We start from the raw sequence: 15,299 nt of genomic DNA on the forward strand, positions 1-15,299 counted from the left end.
CCCGGTGCGAGTCCCACGGACTCGCACCGGGCCTCCTGTGCGTCGCGTCTCAGGCCTCGATGCGGTAGCCGAGTCCCCGGACCGTCACCAGGACCTCGGGGGTCGACGGGACCCGCTCGATCTTCGAGCGGATGCGCTTGATGTGCACGTCGAGGGTCTTGGTGTCACCGAAGTAGTCCGATCCCCACACCCGGTCGATGAGCTGCCCGCGGGTGAGCACGCGCCCGGCGTTGCGGAGCAGCAGTTCGAGGAGCTCGAACTCCTTGAGCGGCATCGGCGTCTCGGAGCCGTCCACCGACACCGTGTGGCGCTCGACGTCCATCCGGATGCCACCGACCTGCAGGATCCCGCTCTCCGCCGGGTCGTCCTCGGTCCGACGACGGAGCACCGCGCGGATGCGGGCCAGGAGCTCGCGGGTCGAGTACGGCTTCGTCACGTAGTCGTCTGCGCCGAGCTCGAGCCCGACGACGATGTCCACCTCCGAGTCCTTCGCCGTCAGCATGATGATCGGGGCGTTCGAACGCGTGCGGATCTGCCGGCAGACCTCGGTGCCGCTGAGGCCGGGCAGCATGAGGTCGAGGAGCACCAGGTCCGGGTTCTCCGCGTCGAACTTGGACAGCGCGGTCACGCCGTCCGCAGCGACGGAGGTCTCGTACCCCTCACGCTGCAGCAGGAACTCCAGGGGCTCGCTCAGGGCCGGCTCGTCGTCGACGATGAGGATCTTGGTCACGATGGCTGCTCTTCCAGTTGCTCTTCGAGTGCTGTGGTCAGTTCGGGGTCCGCCTCGGGCAGGCGGATGGTGAAGGTCGAGCCCTTGCCGGGCTGCGACCACACGCGCACGTCCCCGCCGTGGTTGGCGACGACGTGCTTGACGATCGCCAGGCCGAGGCCGGTGCCGCCGGTGGCGCGAGACCGTGCGGGATCGACGCGGTAGAACCGTTCGAAGACGCGGTCGAGGTCGGCCTCGGGGATGCCGACGCCCTGGTCGGTGATCGCGATCTCGACGAAGCCCTTGGCGGACCGGACTCCGACGCCGACGCGGGTGTTGTCCGGCGAGTACTTCACCGCGTTGGCGATGAGGTTCGACACCGCGACCTGCAGCAGGCCCGGATCGCCCATCACCCGCAGCTTCGACTTCTTGGCGCGGATGATCTCGATCGAGCGGGCGCGGGCGACGACCTCGTTCGCGTCGATCGCGGCCTGCACGATCTTGTCGATGCCGGTCTCCTCACTGTTCTCGAGCGCGTCCACGGACTGCAGCCGGGACAGCTCGATGATGTCCTTCGTCAGCGCGCCGAGCCGCCCGGACTCGGTGATGAGCTGCGCGGCGAACTTCTTGACGTGCTCGGGGTCGTCCGCGGCGATGACGAGGGTCTCCGACAGCAGGCCGATGGCTCCGATCGGGGTCTTCAACTCGTGGGAGATGTTGGCGACGAAGTCCCGCCGGACCTCGTCGATGCGGCGGCTCTCGGTCAGGTCGTCCGCGGTGAGCAGCACGTACCGGTTGCCGAGCTGTGCGGCGCGGAAGCTGAGGTAGCCGATGAGTTCGCCGTGTCGGCCGCGGGGCAGCTCGAGGTCCTCCGACCCCATCTCACCGCTCTTCCGCACCCGGTCGACCAGCTCGAGGAGCTCGTGGTGCACGAGTCGACGCCGCACGACGAGTCCGACGGTGAGCGCCCGGGGCGATGCGGCCACGACGGTGTTCGAGGGGTCGATGACGACCGCCGGGTTGTGCATCGTGGCGATGACCGCCGCGACGCCGTCCGGCAGCGTCCGCTCCGCCACGTCGGCTGCACGTGCCGTGCGCTCGGCGGTGATGATCAGCACCACGACGCCCGCGCCGAAGACCCCGCCGAGGAGCATCGACAGTGGCACGAGCCACGCGTTGTCCATGCGGCCAGTGTAGGGATGGTCATGCGAGGTTCCGGTACCGTTCACCAGCGCCGGAAGGCCGGATCGCGAAGCGTTCAGCCCCGCGTCACCGTTCGTTCACCTGAGCTGACGACACTCGACCGGTACGCAGAGAGAGGTACTCCCCCATGCGCGAAGTCTTCCAGCAGGAACTCCAGGACGTCCAGGAGCGACTGACCGAGATCGCCGGGCTCGTCGAGTCCGCCATCACCCGAGCCACGCAGGCCTTCAGCGACTCCGACGTCGCCCTCGCCGAAGAGGTGATCGCCGACGACGAGAAGATCGACCTGGCCGCCAACAGCCTCGACGAGATCGCGATCGACATCCTCGCGCGCCAGGCCCCCGTCGCCCGTGACCTCCGGGTCGTCGTCACCGCCCTGCGGGTCAGCTCCTCGCTCGAGCGCATGGGTGACATGGCCGAGCACATCGCGCAGCTCGCCCGTCAGCGCTTCCCCGAGAAGGTCGTGCCGAAGGGTCTGCGCGGCACCTTCAAGAAGATGGGCGCGCACGACGTCGCGATGTCGCAGAAGCTCACGCGCCTGCTCGCGTCCGAGGACATCGCCCTGGCTGCGGAGATCCGCGACGAGGACGACGCCGTCGACGAGCTGCACGCCAGCGTGTTCGACTTCGTGCTCGGCGAGGCGTGGAAGGGCGGACCGGTCGACACCGTCGACGCCACCCTGGCCTCGCGCTACCACGAGCGCTTCGCCGACCACGCGGTCTCGATCGCGAAGAAGGTCGAGTACCTGGCGACCGGCGACTGGACCGGCGCGTCCACCTCGACCGCGGCGGTCTGACCCGACCCGCACGGTCTGCGAGGATCGTGGCATGGCCCAGGTCGCGATCATCGTCAACGGCATGCCCGGTTCCGGCAAGAGCACCATCGGTGCGGCACTGGCCGAGGTGCTCGGGTGCCCGTTCCTGTCGAAGGACCGGGTGAAGGAACCCCTGGCCGAGATCGTCTGGCCGATGATCGCCTCACGTCCGCTGGGCGGCATCGCAATGGACACGATGTGGTCCATGGCCCGGGCCGTCGAGAACGGGGTCGTCCTGGACGCCGTCTGGTTGCCGTCACGCGACCGGGACCGCCTGGAGGCCGGGCTCGCGTCCGCCGGGTCGCCCCGCGCCGTCGAGGTGTGGTGCGACACCGGCCGCGGGACCGCCGAGGAGCGGCTGCGGGACCGGTACGACCCCGGCACCGTGCCGGTGCGGCACGAGGTGCACGGGGACCTGGCCGACGTCCTGGCGTTCTGGGACGAGCACGGCCCCGACGCCGCGCCGGTCGGGCTGCCGGGCGTGCCCGTGATCCGCGTCGACACGACGAAGCCGTACGACGTCGGCGTGCTCGTGCAGGAGATCGCGTCGCGCTTCGTCTGACCGATCACGGTCTGGACAACCGACCACCCTGCGGAAGCGACACATCGGCGACGGCGCGATCCGTTCCTCCCGGCAGAGCGACAGGATCCAGCGGAACGATCGCGGCACACTGTCGCTTTCGCGAACCGCGGAGCCGAGCGCAGGGCCGGGTACGACGAACGCCCCGCCCGGAGACCGGACGGGGCGTTCGCGGTGCTGTTACTTCTTCGCGCCCTGGGCAGCGACGGCGGCGGCACCGGCAGCAGCTGCCTCGGGGTCGAGGTAGTACGCGGGCTTCGTCGGACGGTGGTCGTCGTCGAGCTCGTAGACCAGCGGGATGCCCGTCGGGATGTTGAGGCCGGCGATGTCGTCGTCGGAGATGTTGTCGAGGTGCTTCACGAGCGCGCGCAGCGAGTTGCCGTGGGCCGTCACCAGCACGGTCTTGCCGGCGGCGAGGTCCGTCGTGATGTCGGACTCCCAGTACGGCAGCAGGCGGTCGATCACGAGCTTGAGCGACTCGGTGCGGGGCAGCCGGTCGCCGAGCTCGGCGTAGCGGCGGTCCCCGAACTGCGACCACTCGGCGTCGTCGGCGATGGGGGGCGGCGGGACGTCGAACGAGCGGCGCCACTCCATGAACTGCTGCTCGCCGTACTGCTCGAGCGTCTGGGCCTTGTCCTTGCCCTGCAGGTCGCCGTAGTGGCGCTCGTTGAGGCGCCAGTCGCGCTTCACCGGCAGCCAGGCCAGGTCGGCCTGCAGCAGTGCGATGTCCGCCGTCTGGATCGCGCGGGTCAGGAGCGAGGTGTACAGGACGTCGGGGACGATGCCGGACTCGGCGATCAGGTCGCCGGCGCGCTTCGCCTCCTTCTCGCCCAGCTCGCTGAGCCGGACGTCGACCCAACCGGTGAACAGGTTCTTCTGGTTCCAGTCACTGTTGCCGTGACGGAGCAGGACGAGCGTGGAGGTCATGCCAGCGAGTCTACCGAGCGGTACCGGCCCCGTACCCTTGACGCATGCCCATCGGGAACGTGACGCGCGGGACGACCGGGTACAACCGGCTCCGCCGTGTCGACCGGTGGATCGCGACCCTGCCGGTGCTGCGCCGGACGGACGATCCGCTCGTGGCCGACGTCGGGTACGGGGCCTCACCGACCACGACGCTCGAGCTCCGCGACCGCCTGGCCGCCGTCCGGCCGGACGTCGAGGTGACCGGCATCGAGATCGAGCCCTCGCGGGTCGCGCTCGCGAACGCCGGGACCCGCGACGGTGTGACGTTCCGCCTGGGCGGCTTCGAGACGCCGACGCCCGGGCAGCGCCGACCCGCTGTCATCCGGGCCTTCAACGTGCTGCGGCAGTACGACGAGTCCGCGGTGGTCGGGTCGTGGCGGATCATGCAGGACCGGCTGCAGCCCGGCGGTGCGCTCGTCGAGGGGACCTGCAACGAGGTCGGTCGGGTGGCCTCATGGGTGACGCTCGACGACGTCGCGCCGCAGACCTTCACGGTGTCGCTCCGGCTCGCCGGGCTCGACGTGCCTTCGATCGTCGCCGAGCGCCTGCCGAAGGCCCTGATCCACCGGAACGTGCCCGGCGAACGGGTGCACGCGTTCCTGCGGGACCTCGACCTGTCGTGGGCGGTCGCCGCACCGCTCGGCACGTACGGACCCCGGCAGCGGTGGATCGCCACGGTGCGCGGGATGCGCGACCGCGGCTGGCCGGTGCTGCACGGGGTGACGCGCTGGCGGCTCGGCGAGCTCAGCGTCCCCTGGCCGGCCGTCGCTCCCGCCTGACCCTTCGACGCAAGCTAGGAGCGCCTGACCGCGCCCAGACGGGGCAGCCGCGGGACGTTCGCCGTCGCACCGGCCTCGGGCGGGACGATGATCTCCTGCGCCGCGGTCACCACGACGTCGTCGGCCTCGAGCCGCAGGACCGCGCTGGGGTCGAGGGAGCGCTTGACCACGGCGAGCCCGATCGGGCCGAGCTCGTGGTGGATCGCCGAGGCCGCCAGACGACCGACCGGCTTGTCGTCGAGGGTCACGGGCGTTCCCGGCTCCGGCAGCACCCCGTCGGACCCGTCGAGGTGCAGCAGCACGGCCCGTCGCGGCGGGTGCCCGAGGTTGTGGACCTTGGCGACGGTCTCCTGCCCGCGGTAGCAGCCCTTCGACAGGTGCACCGCGGAACGCAGCCAGTCGAGCTCGTGCGGGATCGTCCGCTCGTCGACGTCGGACAGGGTCGGGCGCCAGGCGGCGATCCGCAGCGCCTCGTACGCGAGCAGCCCCGCGACGGGTACGTCCGACGCGGCGATCGCGGCCGCGGTGCCGGGGGTGACCACTGCGATGCGGAGGGTCCAGTCCGAGCCGGGGTGGGCCTCCAGATCGGCGTAGCCCCAACCACCGGGCGTGACGGCGCCCCACGGGTCGACCCACTCGGCGACGGGCGGTTCCGGCAGTTCGACGGACGCGAACGGTGCCTCCGCCCCGAACCAGCCGAGGGTGACGAAGTCGGCCGAGCGGTCGGCGACCTCGACCCGGAGCATGAAGCGCATCGAGTCGAGCCACCCGGCGAGCGGCGCAGCGTCAGCGCGCTCGGTGAGCAGCCAGACCGTCGCACCGTCGTCGACGACGCGGGCCGCGTGCTCGACGCGTCCGGCCTGGTCGAGCACGAGCGTCTCGGTGCTGACGCCGGTCGGCAACCCGGTGAGCTGCTGCGAGGTGATCGAGTTGAGCCAGGACAGCCGGTCCGGTCCGGAGACCGTGACGACACCGAGTCCGAGCTCGACGACGGCACGCCCCCGGGTCAGCAGGCGCTGCTCACCGAGGGGGTTGCCGAAGTGCGATGCGACGGAATCAGCAGCGACGAAGCCGTCGCGGGAGGCGAACGCAGACGTCATCAGTCGACCTTCGCGAGCTGCCCCGAGGCGTGTGAGGTGAGTTCGCGACCGAGCGCGGCGATGTCCCACGCCCAGAACAGCTTGCCCTCGACCAGCCCGTACATGCGGGTGGCGGCGGAGTAGTCCTTGGCGTTCGGCGAGCGCATCACGGCGTCGGTCGCCAGGTCGATGCGGCCCTTGAGCACGCGTCCGACGTACAACTCGTTGACGCCCGTCGGGTGGACGATCGCGGCTTCGACGTCGAAGCCGTCGGTGGTGTTGCGGAGGGCCTCGACGCTCTCGACCGTGCTGAACGGCGTCGGCCCCTCACCCAGGAGCATCGCCGGCCCGCGGTCGCCGGGTTCGGTCGGACGATCAATCCGCCAGTACCCCATCTCGGCGGCGAGCGGGGTGTGGTCCTCGTCGAGGAGCCACGTCGTGGACGAGTAGTTCAGGTACGGCAGCCCGTCGTGGCTGAAGCTGACGCGCTGGCCGAACTCGTAGTTCCGGACCTCGTCGTCGTCACCGACGGGGTACTCGACCACCCCGGTGCCCTCCCACACGCCGACCAGCCACGACAGCGGGACCAGTTCGGGGGCGAGGCCTTCGGGCAGCTCGATCAACGCTGGCCCTTGAACAGCTTCACGACGACGACGACCGAGATGAACGCGATCGCGAGCGACGCGAGGCCGAGGAGCCCCACGTAGAAGAGCTCGAGCGCAAGCAGCGAATCCATGCTCCGGAGTCTACGCGGCTCGGCTCAACGCGCCAGGAGCACCACGGCGGTGACGAGCACCACGACGAAGGCCCCGGAGGACGCGATGCTGATCCGCTCGACCAGTCCGTCCTTGGTCGCCGTGATCAGCTGCAGCACGAAGCTGACCATCACGCTGGCGACGAAGACGAGCAGCAGCCAGGCGAACGCGTCGCGCTCGGACAGGGTCAGGACGAGGACCGCTCCGGCGACCGCCAGCACCCAGACCGGCAGGACGGACGTCAGCTTCAGCCGACGCTGGTCAGTGGGGCGCACGGGCTCGGTCACGCGCTCCATCATGGCAGGGCGGCTGCGGGAAGACGCGCAATCCGTCCGGCCGGATAGGTGGTTCCCGAGCATCACTAGGATGTGTCCACGACGTCATCCACCTCCGGAGGTCCTGTGGCACAGCTCCTGGTACTCACCTCGACCGCGCCCGGAGACGTCCTGCCGAGCCTGGGCCTCCTGAGCCACCGGATCCGCCACGTCCCAGCCGAGGCCGCGCAGCTGGTCAACGCCCCGCAGAGCGACCTGATGTTCGTGGACGCCCGCACCGACCTGGTCAGCGCGAAGGCCCTGTGCAAGATCCTCGCCTCGTCGGGATCGACCACCCCGATCGTGCTCGTCGTCACCGAAGGCGGGCTGACCGCGGTGAACAGCGACTGGAACGTCGACGACGTGGTGCTGGAAAGCGCCGGTCCCGCCGAGATCGACGCCCGTATCCGCCTGTCGGCCGGGCGTGCGGCGAAGGGCCAGACGAGTTCGAAGATCCAGGCGTCCGGCGTCGTCATCGACGAGGCCAGCTACTCCGCCAAGGTGCGCGGTCGGCCGCTCGACCTGACCTTCAAGGAGTTCGAGCTCCTCCGCTTCTTCGCCTCCCACCCGTCCCGCGTCTTCACCCGCGAGCAGCTGCTCAGCGAAGTCTGGGGCTACGACTACTTCGGCGGCACCCGCACGGTCGACGTGCACGTCCGTCGTCTGCGCGCCAAGCTCGGCGACCTCGAGTCGCTCATCGGCACGGTCCGCAACGTCGGGTACCGGTTCAACGTCTACGACGACGAGGCCGACCGGCTGATGGGGCAGTAGTGCACTCCGCTCTGCTGCAGGACCTGGTCGCCGCTGCGGCCGCCGCTGGTGACCCGCCGCCGTTCTCCGACCAGACCCTGGTGGACGTCCGCGCGGGGCGTGCGAGCGTCCTGACCGTCGACCACGGGGTCGCGGTGGTCCGCGACGGCGAGCTGGAACTCGTCGTCGCCCAGGAGGCCCGTGGCCAGGGCATCGGCACGGCCCTGGTGTCGCAGGCACTCGCGCTCGGCGGCGGGGCCGCTCCTCGGCTCGCCTGGGCGCACGGGGACCAACCGGCAGCACGGGCGCTGGCGGAGCGGTTCGGCTGGCGCGCGGTCCGCACCCTGCTGCAGCTCCGGGCCCCGATCGCCGTCGCCGAGCCCGAGGTCGAGTTGCCCGACGGCTTCACGCTGTCGGCGTTCCGGCCCGGCACCGACGACGAGACGGACTGGCTCGCGCTGAACGCCGCCGCCTTCGCCCACCACCCCGAGCAGGGGCGGATGACACTGGACGACCTGCACGCACGCGAGGCCGACGCCTGGTTCTCCGGCGAGGACCTGCTGCTGCTCCGCGACGCCTCCGGGGCGCTGGCGGGCTCGTGCTGGCTCAAGGTCGAGGACGGCATCGGCGAGTTCTACGCCGTCGCAGTCCGCCCCGACCTGCAGGGGCAGCGGCTCGGCGGCGTGCTGATGCGCGCGGGGACGGCACGCCTGAGCGGCCGCGGGCTGGCCGCCGCCGCGCTGTACGTCGAAGGGGACAACGATCCGGCTCTGGCGCTGTACCGGCGGTCGGGGTTCACGCAGCACGCGATCGACGTGCAGTACGCGGCGCCGGAGCAGGCCGCCGGCCGGTAACATTGCGTGGTCGGCGAGGGGTCGGCCAGTGGGGGAATCGGGGAGCGTGTGGCGCAGGACCGTCAAGGGCAGTACGGCCAGGGTGAACCGCTCGGCGCGTCGTACCGGCTGGTCGAACTGCTCGGAACCGGCGCCACCGGCGAGGTCTGGCGGGTCGAGCACACCGCGACCGGCGACGCGTTCGCGGCGAAGTTGCTCCGCGCCGAGCTCGCCGCCGACCCGCAGATCGTCGAGCGCTTCGTCCGCGAACGGTCGGTGCTCCTCGCCCTGCAGCACCCGTCCATCGTGCGCGTCCGCGACCTGGTGGTCGAGGGCGACCGGCTCGCGATCGTCATGGACCTGGTGCCCGGCGGTTCCGCGCGCGACCTGCTCGCGGCGAACGGGCCGCTCACGCCGCGGGACGCCCTGACGGTCACGGCAGAGACGCTCGACGCCCTCGCCGCCGCGCACGAGCAGGACGTCGCCCACCGTGACGTCAAGCCGGACAACGTGCTGCTCCAGACGCCGTGGGTCCCCGGCGCGACGGGTGACGTCCGGGTCACCGACTTCGGCATCGCGTCGGTCGTCGCCGAACGGGAGCGCACCACCACGGGGCTCCTCGGCACACCGCAGTACATGGCGCCGGAGTCCATCAGCCACGGCCGTTCGGGCCCGGCCGCCGACGTCTACGGCGCCGGCGTGATGCTCTACGAGCTGCTGTCCGGCCGCACGCCGTTCGCCGGACCGGGCACGGACTTCGCGGTGGCCTACCGGCACGTCACCTCGAACCCGCCCCCACTCGACGTGCCCGAAGCCCTGTGGGCCGCGGTGTCCGCCCTGCTCGCGAAGGACCCGAACGCCCGGCCGTCCGCGGTCGACGCCGCCGCGATCCTCCGTCGGCTCGCCCGGTCCCTCGCCTCGGCCCCCGCCCTGGCCGCGGTCACCGATCCCGACTCGTTCGACGAGGTCGAGCGTCCGGCGACCGTGGTCCGTGGGCTCCGACCCGAGAACGGGACGACGCCCGAGTCCACGGGCACCGGGGACGACGCCGCGGCCGTCGGGCCGGCCCCGGAACTCGGCCCCGCCGGGTCGCAGACCGTCATCCGGCCGATGGCGCGGCAGCCGTTGCCCGCCGCGCCGGCTGCCGAGCCCGAACCGACGCGTCGGTTCACCCGCCCCGAGTGGCTGACGAACCGAGCGCTCCTGTTCGGCGGCATCGGCGTCGTGCTCGTCGCCGCACTCGTCGTCGGTGGCGTGGTGTGGCTGCCCGGAGCCCTCCGGAAGACGCCGGGCGCCGGTACCGCGACCGCACAGGCCGCCAATGCCTACCAGCAGGACCGCCCCCTGCCCGCCGGACTCGCGACCACGCGGCGTGCCACCATCGACCCGGCGAAGGGCACCGTCGACCTGCGTGTCACGTACGCGGCACAGGCGGCCACCCTGAGCGGACCCTTCCTCGAGGTGCTGCCGGGTGCCCGCTCGGGAGCCTCCTGCCCCGCGGTCACCTGGTCCGGCGAGGGCGTCACCGCGAAGCGCAACCAGCCGTCGCTGACCGGTGTGGACACCGCGTGCGCGTGGAGCCTGTCCGGCGTCGAGGTCCCCGCCGGCGGGGACGTCACGGTCGGGGCCTCGGTGCCACTCGCCTCCGTCACGGACGGTGCGGCGCTGCAGACGTGGCTCGACGGCGTCGGCGAGGCGACCACTGCCGCTGTGTCCGACGACTCCGTGCGCGGGACCGCCTACCCGGTGCAGCGGTTGCAGGGCGTCGAGGTCCGGACGCCCGACCGGACGGTCAGCCAGACGGCACTGCCGGTGACCCTGGTGCCGGTCTGGCCGAACGGTGCCGACGAGCTCAACCCGCTCTACCGCAGTCCCAGCAGCGGGCGCCCGTCGCAGATGCTCGTCGACGTGGCCGGCGGTGAGTCCGGCGTGCGGTTCGCCGACGGTTGCTCGGGCGCGTTGGCCGTGTCGTCCGACGGGCTCGTGGTCACCGCGCTGTCCGTCGCCCCGTCGTGCACCGTCCGGGCGACGGTCGGGAACTTCACGAACCTCGAGAGCTCGCCCTTCGGGATCACGACGCGCGACTGAGCGCGTCCGTCGCGCGACCGAGCGCATCCGTCGCGCGACCGAGCGCATCCGTCGCGCGACCGAGCGCGTCCGTCGCGCGACCAGCAGACGGACTGGAGGCCCGTGGCGGCGCCGCCACGGGCCTCCAGTCCGTCAGTCGGTCAGCTGCCGGCGGACGCGGTCTGGACCAGACGGACGGCCCCGCCGGACGACGCGTAGCCGCGACCGACGGTCAACGCGACCGGCGCACGGCGCGGGAGCGTGACCCCCAGGAGCTCACCGTCGTAGTCGACGTCGGGCTGCAGGAGCACGCCGCACCGCGACTTGCGGACGGCTCGGGTCCAGTGGCTGTAGAGCGACCGGAGGTCGGCGGACCGTCCGGCGGCGACCACGCACAGGCCGGGGCGCTCCGTCGCGAGCAGGGTGGCGATGGCCTGGTCGCCGTCGTCGAAGCGTTCGGCGTCGTCGATGAGCAGCAGGACCGGACCGCGCTCGAGCCGCAGGCCGGCCAGCAGGGCGGGGACCTCGTCGGGCCCGACGGCGATGCGGTCGAACGTCCCCGAGGCGAGCGGTGACCGACGGTCGCAGATCGCCCAGACGGCCGGGCGGACGCCCTCTGCCGCACGAGCCAGTGCCGCCAGTGCCAGCAGGACGGTCGACTTGCCCGACCGGGCCGGCCCCGCGACGAGCACGTGTTCGCCGTCGTAGACCTCGAGCGCGGCCGGAGCGAGGTCGTCCTCGGCGATCCCGACCGGCAGCCGCCACGGCTCGCTGGAGAAGACCGCACCGGCACCGAGCTCGTCGACCAGGACGGCGTCGGGCAGCCGCCCGACGGCACTCGCCTTCGCCGCGGTGCCGGACCAGGTCTCGGCGACACGGCCCACGGCCTGGGCCAGGGGGACGTCCGGTGTCGCCACGTGCGACTGCAACCGCATGACCGAGTCGATGAAGCGACCCGGCACCGGCGGGGGGACGTCCTTGGGGCGGACTCCGATGGAGGCGTAGTCGTACGGGTCCGCCAGGCGGAACATCCACTTCTGCGTGGTCACCTCGTCCATGGCCGAAGGCACGGCCTTGGCACGCGTCGTCGACACGGCGAACGAGATGCCCAGCGCGGGCCCCTCGGCGTAGACGCGGTACAGGGCATCGAGCAGCAGCTGGCCCTCGAAGTCCTGGTACTCGTCGCGCAGTGCCGCGAGACCGTCGATCAGCACGACGGCACGGCGGCCGCCCGGAGTGGCACGACGGCGCTCGAGCTCGACGCGCAGGTGGCGGAGGAACCGCGCCTGCAGCTCCCCCGCACCGGCTCCGGAACCGACGTAGGCGGTGGTGTGCGGCAGCCGCGCGAGCGGCGCCAGGTCGCCGGGACCCATGTCGAGCACCAGCAGGTCGAGGTCCTCCGGGCTCGTCACGGCGGCGAGCTGCAGGGCGAGGGTGGCGAGCGCGGTGCTCGTCCCGCTGCCGGGGATGCCCATGAGCATGAGGTTGCCCTCGTCGAGGTCCCACCCGGTGGTGATCTGACGCTGGTGGTCAGGGTCGTCGGCCAGGGCCACGGGCACCGTCCGCGACGAGTCGGCGGCGCCGGCGTTCGTCAGCGCGCCGAGCTCGACGCGATCGCCGAGGGCCTCGGGCCAGATCGGGCGCGGCGGGGCGTACCCGGCGGCGGCGTTCGCCCGCCCGATCGACTCGATGAGCTGGTCGAGGTCGGTGACGTCGGACGCGGTCGGAGCCGGGGCGGGCATCGGCGCGGGAACGCCGAAGACGTCCGTCGGTCGGACGGACACCGGCTGTTCGGCGCGTTCGTCACGGGCGCGGCCGGTGACGAGGGCGGTCTGCACCGGGGTGATGTCGTCCTGCCCGAGCTTCACGTAGGCGCGACCCGTCTGCTGGCGACCGATGCCGGCGGCCGCGGGGACGCCGATCACGTTCGTGGAGTCCTCGCGACTCTGCACCCGCAGCGCGACACGCATGTTGGTGTTCGCGAGGATGTCCTCGCTCACCACGCCGGCCGGCCGCTGGGTGGCCAGGATCATGTGGACGCCGAGTGTGCGCCCGACCGCGGCCACGCTGACGAGTGAGGTCAGGACGTCGGGGAAGTCCTTCGCCAGCATCGCGAACTCGTCCACGACGAGGAGCAGGCGCGGCATCGGCTCGTCCGGCTTCGTGGCCAGGTAGGCGTCGAGGTTGTCGATGTCCGCCCCGGCCGCGGCGAACACCCGCTGGCGTCGCTCGAGCTCGGCCTCGAGCGCACGGATCGCGCGGTCTGCGAGCTGCTCGTCGAGGTTGCTGATCGTGCCGATGGTGTGCGGGAGCCGCTCACAGGCGGCGAACGCGGCCCCGCCCTTGAAGTCGACGAGCAGGAAGTTCAGGCGCGTCGGGTCGTTCCGCGCAGCGAGCCCGGCGACGAGCGACCGCAGGAACTCGCTCTTGCCCGAACCCGTCGTGCCACCGACCAAGCCGTGCGGTCCGTCGCGGACGAGGTCGATCTCGAGCACGCCGCTCTCCGACGAACCGATCGGGGTCGAGAAGCCGGTGCGGGCGTCCCAGGCTGTGCGGATCGCTTCGGCAGGGCTCGTGCCCGCCGGGGTGAGCGCGGTCGTGTCGTCGCCGGCCAGCAGCTCCGGCAGGCGGACGAGCGACGGCAGGGACGCCCCCGGCACCAGCAGCTCGGGATCGTCGAAGTGCGCCACGCTGCGGGCACTCCGTTCGGCGGTCTCGACGCTGAGCCCGGCGAGCACGACGTCCTCGACGCGGGTCCGGTCCTCCGGTCGGTAGACCGTGGCGGCGGCATCGGCCCCGACCGTGACGATCGTCGTGCAGGCTGCGGGGAGCTGCTGCTCGTTGGTCGCGATGACGATCCCGCTCACCCGTCGCGGCTGCTCGCCGGGGCGGAGCGACTGTCCGGGTACGGTGCGCCCTTCGCCGAGCAGGTTCCGGGCGGGTGCGTCGCGGCCCTCGGTGAGCACTTCGGAGTCGACCACGACGAGCAGGTTCGGTGTCGGCAGCTCGTCGAGCGACTCCCGCAACCCGCGCAGCACCGCGGCGCTCTGGTCGCGCTGCGCCGACATCCAGCGGGCACCGGTGCTGCTCCCCGCCACACGTGCGTGCGGCAGCCAGGAGGCCCATCCCCAGTCGTCCGCGCGGCCGGCGTCACAGAAGATGCCCACCGTCAGGTCGGCGGGCCCACAGTGCACGGTGGCCTGCGTGAGCAGGCTGCGCGCCAGTGCGAGCGCGCCCTCGCGGTCGCCGACGATCCCGACGACGCCGGCGTCGGACAGGTCCGCCACGACCGGTGCCGCCGTGAGTCGGCTGTCGGCGATCGCGGCCTTCGCTTCGTCCTCGAGCTTGGACGACGCCGCACGCTGATCGAGCTCGGGGCGCCACGGCGCGTCACCCGTGCCGGCGTGCAGGCTCAGGAAGTCGGCGTCCTCGGAGCGTCGCTGCCACAGCAGGGTTGTGGGGAGCTCGGCCCGGCGGACGACGGTGGCCGGGTCGGGGACGAGTTCCTGCCGACGTGCGGCCTCGACCCCTGCGGCCTCGGCGATCTCACCGCGGAAGGACTCCACCGCCTCGGCGAAGCGGGTGTCCTCCTCCTTCAGGTTCTTCGTCCGCCGGTGCTTCTGTTCGAACCACATGCCGATCGCGGTGACCGGCGACAGCAGCGCGAACAGGGCGAACCGGGCGTCGCCGAGCAGGAGCACCATCGCGCCGGCCAGCACCAGGGGCGCTGCGACCGTGATCCAGCTGAACTTGGACGCCTGCGGGACCTCCCGTTTGGCGGGCGGATCGACGGTCTCGACCTCGGTGTTCCGTCCGGATCGGGGCGGACGGTTGAACGGGGCGGTCGCAGCGGGCGTCAGGTTCGCCAGGGACCCCGCGGCCGGCACGGGGACCTCGTCCAGCTCCGGCCGGACCAGCAGCACGGCGCCGCCAACGATCACGCTCGTGGTCCCGGTGAGCAGGACGCCGTCGGCATCGATGCGCTCGCCCGCGATCACCGTGCCGTTCGTCGAACCGGCGTCACGCACGCGGACCCCGTCGTCCTCGCGCTCGATCGTGCAGTGCTCCCACGAAGCGCTCTCGGTGGGCAGCACGACGTCGGCCTGCGGTGCCCGGCCCACGACGAGCTTCCGGCTGCGCGGGACCGGCACGACGAGACCCGCGTCGAGTCCGCCGGCGAGGGTGACGCTCCACCCGTCGATCAGCTGCGGCCGCTCCTGCGGTGAGCGGCCGATGCGGGAGCCCTCGAGCAGGACGAGGTCGCGCAGCGGGGTCGCCGCACTGGTGCGGTGACCGTCGACCGCGAGGGTCGTCTCGGCATCGAGCTCGACGCCGATCGCCGCCGCGATGAGCTCCCCCAGCGAGGACGCGCCGGACCACCCGTCGACCTCGACCGCTTCACGTCGGTCGTCGAGCTCGATCAGCAGGCGCATGCTCGCGGTTCCTTCTC

At 72.0% G+C, this 15,299-nt stretch carries 13 protein-coding genes; 6 read left to right on the top strand and 7 right to left on the bottom strand.

The window, feature by feature from the left end:
- Positions 1 to 49: 49 nt before the first annotated feature.
- Positions 50 to 730, bottom strand: a complete 681-nt coding sequence (locus ITJ56_RS13640) for a response regulator (protein WP_194631156.1) — start codon at positions 728 to 730, stop codon at positions 50 to 52.
- The gene (locus ITJ56_RS13645; protein WP_194631157.1) at positions 727 to 1,893 is read right to left on the bottom strand and encodes a sensor histidine kinase; all 1,167 of its coding nucleotides are present in this window, start codon (positions 1,891 to 1,893) and stop codon (positions 727 to 729) included. The genes ITJ56_RS13640 and ITJ56_RS13645 overlap by 4 nt, the downstream gene beginning before the upstream one ends.
- A gap of 146 nt (positions 1,894 to 2,039) precedes the next feature.
- On the opposite strand from ITJ56_RS13645, the gene phoU reads away from it, so the two are divergent.
- Positions 2,040 to 2,708, top strand: a complete 669-nt coding sequence (phoU, locus tag ITJ56_RS13650; RefSeq protein ID WP_194631158.1) for a phosphate signaling complex protein PhoU — start codon at positions 2,040 to 2,042, stop codon at positions 2,706 to 2,708.
- Between the two features lie 31 nt (positions 2,709 to 2,739).
- Entirely contained in the window at positions 2,740 to 3,288 is a 549-nt protein-coding gene (locus tag ITJ56_RS13655; RefSeq protein WP_194631159.1) for an AAA family ATPase, read from the top strand.
- A gap of 198 nt (positions 3,289 to 3,486) precedes the next feature.
- Here ITJ56_RS13655 and ITJ56_RS13660 read toward each other — a convergent pair whose 3' ends face one another.
- Positions 3,487 to 4,233, bottom strand: coding sequence for a phosphoglyceromutase (locus ITJ56_RS13660; protein WP_194631160.1), 747 nt, complete (start codon positions 4,231 to 4,233; stop codon positions 3,487 to 3,489).
- Positions 4,234 to 4,277: 44 nt separating this feature from the next.
- Between ITJ56_RS13660 and ITJ56_RS13665 the strand changes: the two genes are divergently transcribed.
- Positions 4,278 to 5,051, top strand: a complete 774-nt coding sequence (locus tag ITJ56_RS13665) for a class I SAM-dependent methyltransferase (protein WP_194631161.1) — start codon at positions 4,278 to 4,280, stop codon at positions 5,049 to 5,051.
- 14 nt (positions 5,052 to 5,065) lie between these two features.
- On the opposite strand, the gene ITJ56_RS13670 is transcribed toward ITJ56_RS13665, so the two are convergent.
- From ITJ56_RS13670 to ITJ56_RS13680, 3 genes are all read right to left on the bottom strand, one after another.
- Positions 5,066 to 6,151, bottom strand: coding sequence for a YgfZ/GcvT domain-containing protein (locus ITJ56_RS13670; protein WP_194631162.1), 1,086 nt, complete (start codon positions 6,149 to 6,151; stop codon positions 5,066 to 5,068).
- On the bottom strand, positions 6,151 to 6,753 hold the full coding sequence (locus ITJ56_RS13675) for an FABP family protein (RefSeq protein WP_194631163.1): 603 nt from the start codon (positions 6,751 to 6,753) through the stop codon (positions 6,151 to 6,153). Before ITJ56_RS13675 ends, ITJ56_RS13670 begins: the two co-directional genes overlap by 1 nt.
- A gap of 137 nt (positions 6,754 to 6,890) precedes the next feature.
- Positions 6,891 to 7,172 carry a hypothetical protein gene (locus tag ITJ56_RS13680; RefSeq protein WP_194631164.1) on the bottom strand — a complete coding sequence of 94 codons (282 nt, stop codon included), beginning with the start codon at positions 7,170 to 7,172 and terminating at the stop codon, positions 6,891 to 6,893.
- A 114-nt stretch (positions 7,173 to 7,286) separates the two neighbouring features.
- Between ITJ56_RS13680 and ITJ56_RS13685 the strand changes: the two genes are divergently transcribed.
- From ITJ56_RS13685 to ITJ56_RS13695, 3 genes are read left to right on the top strand one after another with little or no spacing between them, the layout of a single operon-like run.
- Positions 7,287 to 7,970: a response regulator transcription factor gene (locus ITJ56_RS13685; protein ID WP_194631165.1), complete on the top strand. Its 684-nt coding sequence runs from the start codon at positions 7,287 to 7,289 to the stop codon at positions 7,968 to 7,970.
- Positions 7,970 to 8,803: a mycothiol synthase gene (gene mshD, locus ITJ56_RS13690; RefSeq protein WP_194631166.1), complete on the top strand. Its 834-nt coding sequence runs from the start codon at positions 7,970 to 7,972 to the stop codon at positions 8,801 to 8,803. The genes ITJ56_RS13685 and mshD overlap by 1 nt, the downstream gene beginning before the upstream one ends.
- A gap of 48 nt (positions 8,804 to 8,851) precedes the next feature.
- Entirely contained in the window at positions 8,852 to 10,870 is a 2,019-nt protein-coding gene (locus ITJ56_RS13695) for a serine/threonine-protein kinase (protein ID WP_194631167.1), read from the top strand.
- Between the two features lie 140 nt (positions 10,871 to 11,010).
- Here the strand turns inward: ITJ56_RS13695 and ITJ56_RS13700 are convergent, their stop codons facing one another.
- Positions 11,011 to 15,282: an FtsK/SpoIIIE domain-containing protein gene (locus ITJ56_RS13700; RefSeq protein ID WP_194631168.1), complete on the bottom strand. Its 4,272-nt coding sequence runs from the start codon at positions 15,280 to 15,282 to the stop codon at positions 11,011 to 11,013.
- Positions 15,283 to 15,299: the final 17 nt, after the last annotated feature.

It is taken from the genome of Curtobacterium sp. VKM Ac-1376 (assembly GCF_015351025.1).
Taxonomy (GTDB): domain Bacteria; phylum Actinomycetota; class Actinomycetes; order Actinomycetales; family Microbacteriaceae; genus Curtobacterium.

Coding starts and splice junctions, on each gene's coding strand:
- ITJ56_RS13670 (WP_194631162.1), bottom strand. CDS start 6,151: ATGACGTCTGCGTTCGCCTCCCGCGACGGCTTCGTCGCTGCTGATTCC.
- ITJ56_RS13660 (WP_194631160.1), bottom strand. CDS start 4,233: ATGACCTCCACGCTCGTCCTGCTCCGTCACGGCAACAGTGACTGGAAC.
- phoU (WP_194631158.1), top strand. CDS start 2,040: ATGCGCGAAGTCTTCCAGCAGGAACTCCAGGACGTCCAGGAGCGACTG.
- ITJ56_RS13665 (WP_194631161.1), top strand. CDS start 4,278: ATGCCCATCGGGAACGTGACGCGCGGGACGACCGGGTACAACCGGCTC.
- ITJ56_RS13700 (WP_194631168.1), bottom strand. CDS start 15,282: ATGCGCCTGCTGATCGAGCTCGACGACCGACGTGAAGCGGTCGAGGTC.
- ITJ56_RS13645 (WP_194631157.1), bottom strand. CDS start 1,893: ATGGACAACGCGTGGCTCGTGCCACTGTCGATGCTCCTCGGCGGGGTC.
- ITJ56_RS13655 (WP_194631159.1), top strand. CDS start 2,740: ATGGCCCAGGTCGCGATCATCGTCAACGGCATGCCCGGTTCCGGCAAG.